The sequence below is a fragment of the Candidatus Sphingomonas colombiensis genome (genome assembly GCA_029202845.1).
Lineage (GTDB): Bacteria > Pseudomonadota > Alphaproteobacteria > Sphingomonadales > Sphingomonadaceae > Sphingomonas > Sphingomonas colombiensis.
Genome location: CP119315.1, coordinates 3393485 through 3407350, shown reverse-complemented (window position 1 = coordinate 3407350; position 13866 = coordinate 3393485). Strand labels below are relative to the sequence as shown.

Here is a 13866-nt window from a genome sequence, read left to right as displayed (position 1 = left end):
CTCAGCCAGCCGGTGCGAGACGGCGCTGGAGCGAAGCGATTCGCGCAGCGGACGCGTCCGCCGCCTGCTGAGCATCCGCGACGGCCTGATCCAGCGCGGCATAGGCTGGCGCCAGCGTCAGCGCGCGATCGGACGCGAGTTGCTCGAGATCGGTTAGCGCCTCGACTTGGCGGGCATGGGCCGCGTCGAGATCGGCCAATGCGGTCTGCGCATCGAGCCACGCATCGCTTCCCGCTGGCGCATTGCTCGCGGCGTTGGTCAGGCGCTCGGCACGAATCGCCGCTGTATCAAACGCGTCGCTCGCTTGTTTCAGCGCGTCACGTGCCGCCGCGATCCGCGAATCAAGCGTCGGATCGGCGGTCACCGGGGTGGGCGGCGGTGCGGGAGGCTCACGAAAATCCTGCCGTTCACCGGCGCGCGGCAACAATGAAGGATATTCGCGTTCGGCGCACGCACCGAGCAAAAGCACCAGCGCGGCAAGGGGAAGAAGGGGTTTCATCGCCCGCAAGCTGTACGGAGCAAGAAAAGTGTTCGCAACGCTCTTGCGCAACTCAAAACCCCCTTCTAAAGGAGCCCCTCCAAAGCGCCCGTAGCTCAGCTGGATAGAGCATCAGACTACGAATCTGAGGGTCGGACGTTCGAATCGTTCCGGGCGCGCCATTAAAAGCCCTGCTAAGTCAATAGCTTAGCAGGGCTTTTATGTTTTTGGGGTTTCGGCGGTTTTGAGCGTCAATCGCCACCGTGTCGTCACCGCGATTTGAATCGCTACATTCCGTTTGATGAGGCCAGCGCCCCGTGCGGAAGTGAACTCCCCCGATCCGCACCACTTCAAAATGGCTCGTTCTAAGCGTGGCCATGGCGCTCCTGTAGAAGGAGCAATCTCGATTTGGTTTCGATCACCCTCTCAATGCGCGGCTGAGCGTAAAATAGTCCGGCTCTCGTATTCCGCGGCGCGGGGCGAAGGGGGCGCATCGAAGGCGCCAGCGGACGGCCAAGAGACATGCGAGCGATGGCGATAAGTTGCTTACTTTCAATGGAATGGCTGGCTCGCATAATGGGGTGCACCGCTTTTCTCAGCTGCGGAGTCGCTGGACCACGCACGCGGCGCATTTCCGGCGCCGCCCCGCACCTTTTTGGGCGATATTTTGCAGATATATTGTTTAAATTCAAAATATTAAACGATGAGTGCTGCGGCTGAAATTCGCTCTTGCAAATAATTTTGTGCAACGCATCATAGAAGGAGAGAGCGAAGGAGAGCGGATGGCCTTTTTCGAGATGACCGATCAGTCTGCGGTGGTTCGGCCTTGTTATGCCGAAGTTCAGCGCTGGATTTACGAAGTCGGGATCGAAAGGCTCAACGCGCGGCTGAAGGAAGCCGAAACCATCTTTCGCCGGATCGGCATCACGTTTGCGGTCTATGGCGAGGGCGGTGATCCGGAAAGGCTCATTCCCTTTGATCTGTTGCCGCGGGTGTTCTCTGGTGCGGAGTGGCGCACGCTCGATCGCGGTATCCGGCAACGCGCGCAGGCGCTCAACGCCTTTATCTACGATGTCTATCATCGTGGAGAGATCATTCGCGCCGGGATCGTGCCGAGCGAACTTGTTTATCGCAACCGCGCCTTCCTCCCGGAAATGATCGGTTTCGATCCGCCAGGCGGGGTTTACAGTCATATTGTCGGCATCGACATCATCCGCACAGGCGAGGGCGGATTTCAGGTGCTTGAGGACAATTGTCGCACCCCGTCAGGCGTAAGCTACATGCTCGAAAACCGGGAGATCATGCAGCGCATGTTCCCCGAATTGTTCGGATCGACGCGCGTGGCGCCGGTCGATTCCTATCCTAACGATCTGCTCGCGACGCTGAAGGAAGTGGCGCCGGCTGGTGCCGGCAGCGACCCGACGGTGGTGGTGCTGACGCCCGGCCCGTTCAACTCAGCGTATTACGAGCACAGCTTCCTTGCCGACCTGATGGGCGTCGAACTGGTCGAGCCGATGGATCTTTATGTCGACGAGGACAAGGTGTGGATGAAAACCACGCATGGCCCGAAGCGCGTCGACGTAATCTATCGGCGGATCGACGACGATTACATCGACCCGTTGACCTTCCGAGCGGATTCGATGCTCGGCGTGCCGGGTTTGTTCGGTGCCTATCGCGCGGGTGGGGTAACGTTATGCTCGGCGCCCGGTGCCGGGATTGCCGACGACAAGGCGATCTACCTCTTCGTGCCGGAGATGATCCGTTTCTACCTGTCGGAAACGCCGATCCTGGAGAATGTGCCGACGTGGCGCTGCGCGCTGCCCGACGAATGCGCGCATGTCCTGGAAAACCTTGACCAGCTGGTCGCGAAAGAGGTGCATGGCTCGGGCGGTTACGGGATGCTGATCGGGCCGAAGGCGACGCGCGCGGAGATCGCCGCTTATGCCGATCGCATCCGCGCCGACCCAGCCGATTTCATCGCGCAACCGACCCTCGATCTCTCGACCGCCCCCGTGCTCGGTCACAAGGAGATCGTCGGCCGCCATGTCGATTTCCGTCCTTATTGCCTTGTCGGCAAGCGGATGCGGCTGGTCCCCGGCGGCCTGACGCGCGTGGCACTGACCGAAGGCTCGCTGGTGGTGAACTCTTCGCAGGGCGGCGGCGTGAAGGATACCTGGGTGCTGGACGATTGATATGCTGAGCCGCACCGCCGAGAACATCTTCTGGATGGCGCGCTATATCGAACGCGCCGAAAGCACCGCGCGGCTGATCCAGATGGGGCAGCGCATGACGATCCTGCCCGGCCCGATCCACCGCGAGGAATGGCGCTCAGTATTGCGCGTTACCGGCTGCGACGGCCTGATCGGCGGCGATCGCGCGGTGGCCGAGGCCGATATCGTTCACCTGCTGCTGCTCGACGAGACCAATCCTTCATCGATCCGTTCCTGCATGCTCCGTGCGCGGGCGAATGGTCGCGCGGTGCGGACCGCGTTGACGCAGGATATGTGGGAAGCGCTCAACGAGGATTGGCGTCGGCTGGAGCAATATGACGTCGCGAGTGCGCGACGGAACCTCGCCGAATTGCTCGACTGGGTGAAGACGCGTGCCTCGACCTTTCGCGGTGCGGTAGAGACCGGGCAGTTGCGCAACGAAGGGCACGATTTCCTGCGTATTGGCGGCGCGCTGGAGCGGGCGGAAATGACGCTCCGTCTGCTCGATGTGAAATATTATGTGTTGCTGCCCGAAACCGCGGTGGTGGGCGGTGGACGGGATCATTATCAATGGACCTCGGTGCTCCATGCTTTGGCGGCGGCGCGCGCCTATCATCACGTTTATGGCGGCGGCGATTATTCGCCGTGGCGGATCGCGGACCTTCTGGTGCTGAACCAGCAGTTTCCGCGCTCGATCTCTTTCTGCTTCGGTCAGATCGGATGGCACCTCGACCGGCTGGCGCAGGCGCATGGCCGCCGCAGTGACGCGCATGATACCGCGACGATGATGCTGGCCGAATTGCGCGACCGCGAGAGCGGCGAGATTTTTGAAGAGGGGCTCCACGAATTCGTGCAGAACGCGCTTGTCATCACCAATCGCCTGTCGCGCGAAATCGCGCAGGCCTATCATTTCAACTGATGCTGCTGATCATTCGCCACCTGACGCATATGCGTTACCCGGCGGGCGCGGCCAGCGTCGCGCTGCGTCTCAAGCTGTTCCCGCAGAGTTTCGAGGGGCAGCGGGTTATCGACTGGCATGTCGAACTTGATGGTGAGGAAATCACGCGATCGGTCGTCGACGGCTATGGCGAGCGGTTCGCGCAATGGCTGAGCCACGGCCAGCGCGATGAACTCGAGATTGTCGCGCATGGTAGGGTTGAAACCGAAGATCGCGCGGGCGTCGTCAAGGGTTTGCGCCGGGCCTGTCCGCCCGCGGTTTTCCTGCGCGAAACGCCGCTGACCAAAGCCGATGAATTGATCCTGGCGCTTGGTGACGGGCTTGAGCCCGGCGACAACGCGCTGGCCGGGCTTCATGCGTTGAGCGCTCGGGTGCGCGCCGCGCTGCCTTATCGTGGCGGCGCGACAACCAGCGCCACGCCAGCGGCAGCGGCACTCGCGGGTGGAGCGGGCGTTTGCCAGGATCACGCGCATATCTTCATCGCCGCGGCGCGGGCGCGCAACGTGCCCGCGCGCTATGTGGCGGGCTATCTGCTCGCCGGCGATGAGGCCGATCAGCAATTTGAATCGCACGCCTGGGCGGAGGCGTATGTCGAGGGCCTCGGCTGGGTCGGCTTCGATATAGCCAATGGCATGGCCCCGACCGATCATTATGTGCGCCTCGGCAGCGGACTTGACGCCAATGACGCGGCACCAGTACGCGGCGTTGTAACCGGCGGGGGGCCGGGTATGGTTACAGCCGATGTGCGGATCGCCCGCGGCGAAGGCGACGTAGAGGCGATCCAGCAGCAACAGCAGCAGCAATGATCCGGAACCACGATCTCATATGACTTACTGCGTCGCGGTGCGCGTGACCGAGGGGCTGGTGCTGTTATCCGATACCCGGACAAATGCGGGTGTCGATAATATCTCGCGCTATACCAAGATGTTCACCTGGGAAGTCCCCGGCGAGCGCGCAATCGGCATGATGTGTTCGGGCAACCTCTCCATTACGCAGGGCGTGATGACCCGTTTGGCCAAGGCGATCGAGCGGTCCGCCGACGATCCCGAGATCGAGACAATCCTCAATACCGACAGCATCTTTCGCATTGCCGAACTGGTCGGCGAAGCGATGCAGGCGCAACAGGATCGGTATCGCGAGTCGATCCAGGCGGGCGGTGCCGGCGCGGATGCGATGGTCCTCGTGGCCGGGCAGCGCAGGGGCGGGCGGCATCGGCTGTTCATGGTCTATTCGGCGGGCAATTTCGTCGAGGCGACCAGCGACACGCCCTATTTCCAGATCGGTGAGCATAAATACGGCAAGCCGATCCTTGATCGGGTCATCACGATCGACACGCCGCTCGAACAGGTGGTGAAAGCGGTCTGCGTATCGATGGATTCGACGCTCCATTCAAACCTCTCGGTCGGTATGCCGCTCGACCTCGCGGTGTTGCGGCGCGATAGCTTCGCTTTTCAGGTACGTGAACGGATCGAGGTTGACGATCCGCGCTTCCTGAACATCTCGCGTGAGTGGGGAGGCAGGCTCCGCGAGGCCTTTCTTGCGATGCCCGAGGTGATTTCGTTGAGTTGATCCGCCGTCGGATGTGCGTTTCTCTTCGGCGGTATGGTGCCGGGAATGATCGTTCTGCCGCGCACCGGTCCGCCGGTTTATGGTCGAGTATCGATCACGACAGGTTGTCCAGCGTTCATTCGAAGAGTGGGCCAACCATCTGCATACTTCTCCTTCGTTCTGGAGAGATCCGCTGACGTTAAGATGACCGGAGCGGTTAATATAGTGCGTGGATGGAAACATACCGGATCACGGGCTAACGTGTGCTCCACATGAGCAGCAACGACGAACTTCTCTCGGTCGATATCGACGGCCCGGATCCAGACAGTCTCAATGAGAATATCGAATCAACGGATCGGCAAGAAGCGCTAGCGGTCGCGCGGATTTGGGCATTTGTCGTGTTGGTTGGTATCGCTTTCCTGTCCTTTTTTTATGCCCTGGTCAGTTCGCTCTTTGATTTTCGCCTTTCCAGCTATTGGCACGTTGGTCGCGTTGTAGCGTGGCTATGGGTAAATTGCGGTGCGATCGGCTTGGGCATTTGGTCTTGGAAGAACGGGCGCTTTCCGATCGCAGACCGCAAATGGCTACGAGGACGGCGGCTGATCCTGACGTGGTTCGCCACTTCTCTCGCGTGGTTCATGCTCCCTGTCGTTCTCAAAGACGCTTGGGACATAATGTCGGCATGGCTGACCAAATGGTAAGACACGGCGATGGCCAACAGGTTCGCTCGTCCGCCGGAATGGTGCCCGTCACGCAGCGTGACGAGCACCATATCCAATTCCGAACACATAGCGCGATGGCGCGGTGCCGAAATCGAGCGCCGGTTTTGGCTTCAGTATTTCGTCGAGATCGACATGAGGTGGAAGCTTATCGCGAAATACAGGACGAGCAGCGAGGCGAAGAAGATCAGCAGGCTTCCCAGCTTGGCGGTCCATTTGCGATCGCCGCGCAGCGTTTCCCACAGGTTCCAGCTGGAAATCCCCACCGCGCCGACAAACACGATGGCGCTGGCTCCCTGCAATAGCAGCAGGAACGTATCGAACGCGCCGGCGAGGTTCTTCAGATTGCTGAACATCGCGCTGACGAGCGCCATCCAGCCGATCAACACGCCCAGCACGAGGCCAGCCATGATGCGCGTCGCGCGATGCGCTTTGAGTGCGCGGCCGGAGATAGCGATCGTCGCCCGATAGCGGCGGCGGATTGCCCAGCTGATCGGCCATGCGAGGAACGCGAACGCCAGGATCGCAAGGCTGAGATAGAGCGCCGGCTTCAGCCACGATCCGGCAATGCCGGCAGGCACGCGATCGAACACCATGAAAGGGGAAATCCCGTCCATGCTCCAGCGAACGACCTTGCCGTCGATCACCGTGGCGGCGACCCGATCGTGGCCATAACGGTCACGCCAGACGAACGGCGAGATTTCTACCCATTCGCGTGCGCGTCCGCCCGGCATCTTCAGTGCCGGAATGACCAGATTACCCTTTGCATCCACGGACACTTCGGCTTGGCTCAGCAGCCCCATCACTGAGATGAAGTTGGTTTCCGAGCGGCGGCTGTTTCTCCACAACCCGGTCATCATCTGCGCGTGCTGCCGCGCGGTTTGCGCATCGACCCGCGTTTCGCTGGGTTTGGCGGGGAAATAACGGTCCGCGAAATCCTCGAACAATGCTGTGCGCAATGCGCCGACCGCGCCCTGACGGCCGGGGCCGTTGAACGAGACATACAGCCCCACACCATCGTTCATGAACAGATGGAGCGACGTGTGGAACGCGGCGGTGTCGCCCAGATGGCCGATCACCTGATGCCCGTTCACATTGGTTTCGAAGAAGCCCAATTCCATCCGGTTAAGCGGCGGGATGAGCGAATAGGGGTTCACCCGATCGAGCGGGCTGTTGTGCATCATCGCGGCGGTCTGCGCGTTCAGGATGCGATTGCCGCCCAGTTCGCCACCTTGCAGATGAGCGAGCATGAATTTCGCCATATCCGTGCCTGATGCGGATAATGAACCGGCCGGGGCCGGCCCAACCAGCTCGAACGCCGCGGCCTCACCGGGCTTGGGATAGCCGGTTGCCATTTGTGCCGAGAGCCGCTGGGGCAATGGCTGGCGGAAGGTGGCGGTCTTCATCCCGAGCGGCGCGAAGATGTGGCGTTCGACATAACCGTCGAACTCTTCGCCCGATGCGCGCTCGACGATATAGGCCGCGAGCGCGGTCGCCCAGTTGGAATAAGCCGGCGTGGTGCCGGCATCATAGATGCGCGCCGGCAGTGAGCGTTTAACGAAATCGCCAAGCGGACGCAGATGTGCCGGATCGTAGAAAATGATGTCTTTGGCGGTCTCTTCGAACCCGGCCGTGTGGGTCATGATCTGGCGGAGCGTGACCGGCTGACCGTTTCGCGCGGGAATCTTGAAATCGATGTAGCGGTTCACGTCCGCGTCGAGATCGAGCTTCCCTTGCTCGACCTGCTGCATCACCGCCGTCCAGGTGACGAGTTTCGACACGGATCCGGGGCGGAACAGGGTGCGATCAGGATCGACCGGCGTGCGTTTCGCAACATCCGCATAACCGAAGCCGCGCGCGGTGAGCACCTGGCCGTCCTTGACGATCGTAACGACCGCGCCGGGGATGTCGCCGCTGCGCAGGGCGTAGGGCATATAGCCATCCAGCCAGACGTCGAGATCGGCTTTGTTGAGTGATGCCGGGCCAGTCGCAGGCGTCGCGGCTGTTCGTGCCGCTGTAGAAGCGATCGGGCCATTTGCAGGCTGCTTGTCGTTGCCTTGGGCAAATGCCGCGCTTGCAACCAGCGCGACAGCCCCCAAAGCCCAGGTCCGCATCGACCGTATCATCTTTCGCTCCCCTGATTTGTCCGTGCAGCCGTTCGTTTCGGCCTCATCGGAAGAAATGCGCCAATACTTGGCCAATGCAGGACATATGATCCCAATTGGAAAAATATGTCAATCATTCGCCGGTGCCGCACGTTTCGTTCGGCTTGTCGAAAATTTGCCTGAGCAGGCGAATCTCTATCTGGAAGGACGGAGCGTTGCGCAGTGACGCGCAACGATGCTACGCGCGTCCGGATCGGAGATGGAAAGATGACGGAATGTCGAAACGACGCTCGACGCTAGGCGCGGTGATCAGGCAGTTGCGGGATAGCAACGGATGGACCCTGCGCGAGATGAGCGAACGGACCGGCATTCCCGTCTCCACCTTATCCAAGGTAGAGCATAATCGCCTCACGCTGACCTACGACAAGCTTCAGGAATTGAGCGCCCGGCTCAACATCCGGATGTCCGATTTGTTCGTGGAGGGCGAAACGGTCCCGGAAGCCGCGCCGGTTACCGCGCGACGCAGCATCGGCACGCGTGACAATGCCTTTCGCGTGCAGACCGCGAACTACGATTATTACTATCTCTGCGCGGAATTGCGCCGCAAGCGGATGATTCCGAATATCACCACCATCCGTGCACGTTCGCTCGATGAGTTCGGCGAACTGGTGCATCATGCGGGCGAGGAGTTCATCTACGTCCTGACCGGACGGATCGTTGTTCACACCGAATTCTACGATCCCGTGACGCTGGAGCAGGGGGAATCGATCTACATCGATTCAAACATGGGCCACGCCTATCTCGCCGGCCCCGATTGCGAAGAGGCGGTGACGCTCGCGGTGATGTCCAGCGCGGAAGACGATCTGATGGACTCGCTCATCACCATGCACGGTGAACGCTGAATAGTAGTTCAACCGAGGCGTCGTCCGGCGCGCTCCATGCCTTCGATAGATGATGCGGCGAGCAGCGTCTGACACGCGGCCGCCGCATGATCGTTATTTCCAGGTTGCGCCGAGCAGTCGGCGGAAATTTCCCCCGATCACCGCGCGCACATCGCCGTCGCTATAGCCGCGCCGGACGAGTTCTTCCGTCAGATTGTATATCTTGAGCGGGCCGCTGAAATCGTCGATGTCGATCTTCTCGCGGAAACCGTAGCTGCCCTTATACCCGGCCTTGAGCATGGCATATTGATCGGGTGCCATCTTGTCGTAGCCATAGAGGTCTGCGTCAGTTCCGATCCCGACATGCTCGATGCCGATTAGCTTTCTGACGTGATCGATATGATCCGCGACATTGGCGATCGTAGTGGGATCTTTCCCGCTCACGAAGTTGCGCACGCCGGTGATACCCATCACGCCGCCCTTTGCGCCCAGCGCCTTGATCGCTTCATCCGTCTTGGTGCGCGGGTGATTGTTGATCGAACGGCAGTTGCTGTGGGTGATCGCGATCGGAAGGGGCGACGCCTCGATCGCGTCGAGCGTCGTGCGATCGCCGCAATGTGATGTATCGATAAGCATGCCGGATGCGTTCATCGCTTTCACGATCTCTACGCCGAAATCGCTTAGTCCACCGTCGACCCGCTCCGTGCAGCCCGATCCGATCAGGTTCTGGCTATTATAGGTCAGCTGCGAACAGCGCTGCCCCAGTTGATAGAATTGCTCGACGTCCTTGGGCGTGCGGAAATGATCGGAATCCTGCAGCCCCATGATGACCGCGACCTTGCCCTGCCGCTTCGCACGATCGAGATCGACCGCGTCGCGCACCAGCGTGAAGATCTCGTCATTGTGGCCGACGAAGGCATTCCACCCGGCGAGATATCTGAGCACCTGAGCGCAGGCATCGGGGCCACCTATTCCGAACGAATTGTGGAATGCGGTGATGCCGCTCGCGCGGAAATCGGCGATCTGAGCCTCGGACAATTTGGTTGCGACCGTTTCAGGGCGCAGATCGAGCGAGAGCGGCCCAAGCATATCCACGACGACCGAGCTTCGGACGAGATCGACCACCCGCTTCGAATAGAGGCGCGTCGATGCCGCATGAACGCGATAGGCGCCCGTATTGAGCATCGGAAAGACCATCAGGCTCGACGCGGTGGCCATCCCCCCGATCATCGCCCGGCGCGTCAAATGAGCCTTTTGCATGTCATTCACTCCGGTCGCAGGCGGCGTTGCGCCGCAGATGTCGTCTGATCGGCTGTCGCGCCATCGGCGCGCGCTTCACGGCTTCAGGTTCGCGTCGAGAAAGCGCACCATCGCGCTATCCGCTCGGAGCCAGGTGTCATGGCGAAGAAAGCCGTGTATCTCATTGGGGAAGATCAATTCTTCGTATGGCGTGCCCTGAGCCGCCAGCCGCCGCGCGAGATCGACCGTCTGGTTGAAGCGGACATTGCGATCGTCATCGCCATGGATCAGCAGCACCGGGGAGCGCCAACCCGCGATCGCGGATTCCGGCGAACTGTCGAACGCGATCCGCATCACCTCCGCGTGGTCGCCCTGTTCGTAGCGTTGCGGCGCGGTGCCGCCTATCGACCAGTCGTGCACGCCGTGGAAATCGACGCCGGCCTTGAACAAGTCGCTGTTGCGCGCGAGCGCATGAGCGGTGAGCAACCCGCCATAGGAACCGCCCCAGATGCCGATCCGCTTGCCATCGACGTCCGGCAGCGACTGGAGATAACGCCCACCGGCGAGAACGTCCTGATATTCCGAATTGCCCGCCGGGCCGGCCTTATCGGGATGCTGGAACTCACGGCCATAGCCGATGCCGAGCCGGTAGTTCACTGACAGGACGACATAGCCGCGCGACGCCAGAAATTGGTTCATCGCATAGCTGTGCGTGTAATAATCCATATAGGACCAGCCGAGCAGCATCTGGCGTGGCGGGCCGCCGTGAACGAAGATGAGCCCCGGATGTTTACCGCCACCGCGCGGCGTGAATAACTGGCCGTGAATGGTCAGCCCGTCGGGAGCGGTGAAGGTGACGGACTGGGGCGTCACCAGTTTATCCGACGGATAGGTTGCGGCGGCGGCTTGCAGTATGCGAGCGCCGCGCCCATCGGCGCTCGCCAGCGCGACACGGGGCGGCTCGCTCGCGGTCGCGGTGACATAAGCGAGCTTTCCGTCGTTTAACGGCACCGGTAACCATTCGAGACCGGCCCCGCTGCTGAGCGCGGACGGGGCAGGGCGATCGATCGGCACGCGATACAAATGGCGTCGATCGATGTCGCCTGCGGTGGTGCCGGTGTTCGCGCTGTAGAGCAGGGAGCGCCGATCGGGTGACATCGCGACATGCTCGACCATGAATGCCCCGGGCGTCAGCAGCATGGGTTCGCCGCCGGCGGCGGAGAGGGAATAGAGATGCGGCCATCCATCCATCTCGGCGCGGAAGGTCAGGCGGTCATTGGCGCCCCAATTGAGGAACAGGCCGCCGGGAACTGCCGGATAGGAACCGCGCATCGTCGACGGGCTTTGCCACACGCGTTTTGCTTCGCCGCTGTCGACGGCAGCGACCCAGAGCGAGAACGGGTTCGGCTTGGGAGCCAGCGGCGTTTCCAGAACCTCCGCGTTCCCCAGCCGGCGCGCGAACGCGATCCGTTTCCCGTCCGGCGACCATGATGGAGAATTGTCGAAGGCGGTCGCGGGGGCGAGCCATGTGATCGGCCGTTCGGCGCCGTTGTAAATGCCGATGAAGCTATGGTCGCCGCGTCGCGATACGAAGGCGAGTTGCTTGCCATCCGGGGACCAGTGGATGTCATCCACCTTGCCGCGATCATAGAAGAGCTTCTGTGCCTTTTCCTTGCCGTCCGGCAGCACGGTCCAGACCTGATTGTCCTTCACGAATGCGATCCGGCCGGTCGCGGAGATGATCGGATCTTCGCCCTCCGCGACCTTCGCGGGGGCGCCCCCATCGACCGACGCCCAGATTTCCATCGCCGGTTGGGCAACCACCGACGCGGGATTGGCGGCCGGAAGGCCATCCGCAAAAGGATTGTGCTCAACCGCGCCACGCACCCAGGCGAGCACGCGGCCATCGGGGGAGAAGGCAAGATCCGACAGTTCCTGCCCATCGTCGTCGGTGCCGTTGGTCAGCCGGCGAGGGCGGTAATCGGGGGCCTGCGCCAACCAGATATTCCGACGCCCCTGATGCAGTTCCATCCAGGCGATGCGATCGGCGGCCGCGGGGGCGACGACCTCGCTCGTGAACGTATAAGAGAGGAAGGCCTCAAGTGGCGCCGGGGATTGCGCAACTACAGGGCAGGTAATTGAAATTATAGCGATTCCAGCGAGCATTCGAGCGCGTTTCATCATGGTTTCGCTTCCCCCTCGTCGTCACTTCGCGCGATTTTTGGAAATCGCACGACCAATCATTGCGGCCAGCGTGAACCCGAACGCCTTACTGCCCGACTCAATTGGAATGTGATCCGATGCGGACGCTATTGTCCTAATTGGGACGCGTCAAATGGACTTTGGGATCGCGATGTTGCGGGGCGGCTGGCGGATCGCGAAGCGGCGCAGCAAGACTATCCACTGCTATTGCCGCGTCGCTCCTTCGCGGCCGCGATCGGATGTTTCGGATTGGGCGGCGCTTTTGCCGACTTCGTAAACGGCAAACCAACCTCGTGCTGCTTGCGACGGATCGTCGCACACTGCTTTCGAGGTTGCATCGTTTTGGGCGTTGCGCGCCCGCGGACGGTCGTCTCATTTTCAGTTTTACGCGCGTATTGACAAAATATTGCGTATGTGAAAATTATTTCTCCATACAGAAAAACAGGCGGCGCCGACCTTGAATGCGCCGCTTTGCAAAAGGGGAACTTATGGCACGGTTTTTGGCCGGATTCGTCCTGGCAGGGATGTCGATTGCGCCCGCGACAGCGGCGCCAGCGCCCCTGGCCGTGACAGCGCCCCGCGCGGTTGCACCGTCGGTGCAACAGGCGGTCGCCGCCCAGGTTCTTACTTTGGAAAAACGCATCCAGGGCCGGATCGGGGTCGCATTCCGGTTGGTCGAGACCGGTGAAACTGGCGCCGTTGCCGGGGCCGAGCGCTTTCCGATGGCGAGCACCGTCAAGGTTGCGATCGCTGGCACGCTCCTGTCGCTGGTCGACAAGGGCGAAATGCGCCTCGACCGGATGGTGACGGTCACGCAGGGCGATGTTGATCGGACTGGTGAGGTGGCGAATCGCCTGATCCATCCCGGCGTCGTCCTGTCGGTCGCCAATCTGATGGAATTGATGCTCACCCAGAGCAACAACACCGCAACCGACAAGATTTTGGCGCTGGCCGGCGGTCCGACTGCGGTGACGGCGTGGCTGCGAGCGCGCGGCATCACGGATATTCAGGTCGATCGGGACGTCAACGACCTTCTGAACGAATTCTACGGCGTGCCCGCCGGCTCCCCGTTCGTCAAAACCATCATGGCGCGTGGCTTGGCCGAGGCCGAATTGGAAAAGGCGGCTTATTCCGCCAACGCCGCTTTCGAGCAGGATCCACGCGATACCAGCGGACCCTCTGCAATGGTCGATCTGCTCGGGAAACTGCTGGTCGATCCACTGCTGAAACCCGAAAGCCGCGCGTTTCTGCTGGGCGTGATGGAGCGCTGTGAAACAGGGCAGGCGCGGCTCAAGGGAATCCTGCCGGCCGGAACCAAGGTCGCGCACAAAACCGGAACTATCGGCGGCACGATCAACGATGTCGGCATGATCACGCTGCCGGGCAATCGCGGGCGCCTGCTTATCGCGGTTTACACGAAGGGCAGCAGCCTGCCGGCGGCGCAGCGCGAACGCGCGATCGCCGAGATCAGCCGCAGCCTGTTCGACTATTTCGCTACGCGTTGAATTCGCGAAGAAAAATCCGTC

Annotated in this window: 11 protein-coding genes and 1 tRNA gene; 8 read left to right on the top strand and 4 right to left on the bottom strand. The window is 61.3% G+C overall.

From position 1 onward, the window contains the following. Window position 1: 1 nt before the first annotated feature. A complete protein-coding gene (locus tag P0Y64_16495) occupies window positions 2–499 on the bottom strand; it encodes a hypothetical protein (protein ID WEK42922.1) in 498 nt (165 codons plus the stop codon). 84 nt (window positions 500–583) lie between these two features. Between P0Y64_16495 and P0Y64_16490 the strand changes: the two genes are divergently transcribed. The 6 genes from P0Y64_16490 (at window position 584) to P0Y64_16465 (ending at window position 5895) form a co-directional block, all read left to right on the top strand. Next, window positions 584–660: transfer RNA gene (locus P0Y64_16490), tRNA-Arg, on the top strand. Between the two features lie 600 nt (window positions 661–1260). Continuing rightward, window positions 1261–2670, top strand: coding sequence for a circularly permuted type 2 ATP-grasp protein (locus P0Y64_16485; GenBank protein WEK42921.1), 1410 nt, complete (start codon window positions 1261–1263; stop codon window positions 2668–2670). A gap of 1 nt (window position 2671) precedes the next feature. Further along, entirely contained in the window at window positions 2672–3607 is a 936-nt protein-coding gene (locus P0Y64_16480) for an alpha-E domain-containing protein (GenBank protein ID WEK42920.1), read from the top strand. Next, window positions 3607–4452: a transglutaminase family protein gene (locus P0Y64_16475; protein ID WEK42919.1), complete on the top strand. Its 846-nt coding sequence runs from the start codon at window positions 3607–3609 to the stop codon at window positions 4450–4452. Before P0Y64_16480 ends, P0Y64_16475 begins: the two co-directional genes overlap by 1 nt. 19 nt (window positions 4453–4471) lie before the next feature. Further along, entirely contained in the window at window positions 4472–5215 is a 744-nt protein-coding gene (locus tag P0Y64_16470) for a peptidase (protein WEK42918.1), read from the top strand. 251 nt (window positions 5216–5466) lie between these two features. After that, complete coding sequence (locus tag P0Y64_16465; protein ID WEK42917.1) at window positions 5467–5895, top strand: hypothetical protein; 429 nt, start codon at window positions 5467–5469, stop codon at window positions 5893–5895. Between the two features lie 131 nt (window positions 5896–6026). Here P0Y64_16465 and P0Y64_16460 read toward each other — a convergent pair whose 3' ends face one another. Beyond that, window positions 6027–8027: a serine hydrolase gene (locus tag P0Y64_16460; protein ID WEK42916.1), complete on the bottom strand. Its 2001-nt coding sequence runs from the start codon at window positions 8025–8027 to the stop codon at window positions 6027–6029. A 266-nt stretch (window positions 8028–8293) separates the two neighbouring features. On the opposite strand from P0Y64_16460, the gene P0Y64_16455 reads away from it, so the two are divergent. Next, window positions 8294–8920, top strand: coding sequence for an XRE family transcriptional regulator (locus P0Y64_16455; protein ID WEK42915.1), 627 nt, complete (start codon window positions 8294–8296; stop codon window positions 8918–8920). Window positions 8921–9013: 93 nt separating this feature from the next. On the opposite strand, the gene P0Y64_16450 is transcribed toward P0Y64_16455, so the two are convergent. Further along, on the bottom strand, window positions 9014–10117 hold the full coding sequence (locus tag P0Y64_16450; protein ID WEK42914.1) for a membrane dipeptidase: 1104 nt from the start codon (window positions 10115–10117) through the stop codon (window positions 9014–9016). Window positions 10118–10234: 117 nt separating this feature from the next. Next, window positions 10235–12169 (bottom strand): prolyl oligopeptidase family serine peptidase, encoded by a 1935-nt coding sequence (locus P0Y64_16445; GenBank protein ID WEK42913.1) that lies wholly within the window; start codon window positions 12167–12169, stop codon window positions 10235–10237. 695 nt (window positions 12170–12864) lie between these two features. Here P0Y64_16445 and bla point away from each other — a divergent pair. Then, window positions 12865–13845 carry a class A beta-lactamase gene (bla, locus tag P0Y64_16440; protein WEK45092.1) on the top strand — a complete coding sequence of 327 codons (981 nt, stop codon included), beginning with the start codon at window positions 12865–12867 and terminating at the stop codon, window positions 13843–13845. The last annotated feature ends 21 nt before the right edge of the window (window positions 13846–13866 follow it).

Excerpts from the sequence above, each read along its gene's own strand:
- P0Y64_16495 (WEK42922.1), bottom strand. The coding sequence starts at position 499 with ATGAAACCCCTTCTTCCCCTTGCCGCGCTGGTGCTTTTGCTCGGTGCG.
- P0Y64_16485 (WEK42921.1), top strand. The coding sequence starts at position 1,261 with ATGGCCTTTTTCGAGATGACCGATCAGTCTGCGGTGGTTCGGCCTTGT.
- P0Y64_16480 (WEK42920.1), top strand. The coding sequence starts at position 2,672 with ATGCTGAGCCGCACCGCCGAGAACATCTTCTGGATGGCGCGCTATATC.
- P0Y64_16475 (WEK42919.1), top strand. The coding sequence starts at position 3,607 with ATGCTGCTGATCATTCGCCACCTGACGCATATGCGTTACCCGGCGGGC.
- P0Y64_16470 (WEK42918.1), top strand. The coding sequence starts at position 4,472 with ATGACTTACTGCGTCGCGGTGCGCGTGACCGAGGGGCTGGTGCTGTTA.
- P0Y64_16465 (WEK42917.1), top strand. The coding sequence starts at position 5,467 with ATGAGCAGCAACGACGAACTTCTCTCGGTCGATATCGACGGCCCGGAT.
- P0Y64_16460 (WEK42916.1), bottom strand. The coding sequence starts at position 8,027 with ATGCGGACCTGGGCTTTGGGGGCTGTCGCGCTGGTTGCAAGCGCGGCA.
- P0Y64_16455 (WEK42915.1), top strand. The coding sequence starts at position 8,294 with ATGTCGAAACGACGCTCGACGCTAGGCGCGGTGATCAGGCAGTTGCGG.
- P0Y64_16450 (WEK42914.1), bottom strand. The coding sequence starts at position 10,117 with ATGGCCACCGCGTCGAGCCTGATGGTCTTTCCGATGCTCAATACGGGC.
- P0Y64_16445 (WEK42913.1), bottom strand. The coding sequence starts at position 12,169 with ATGGAACTGCATCAGGGGCGTCGGAATATCTGGTTGGCGCAGGCCCCC.
- bla (WEK45092.1), top strand. The coding sequence starts at position 12,865 with ATGTCGATTGCGCCCGCGACAGCGGCGCCAGCGCCCCTGGCCGTGACA.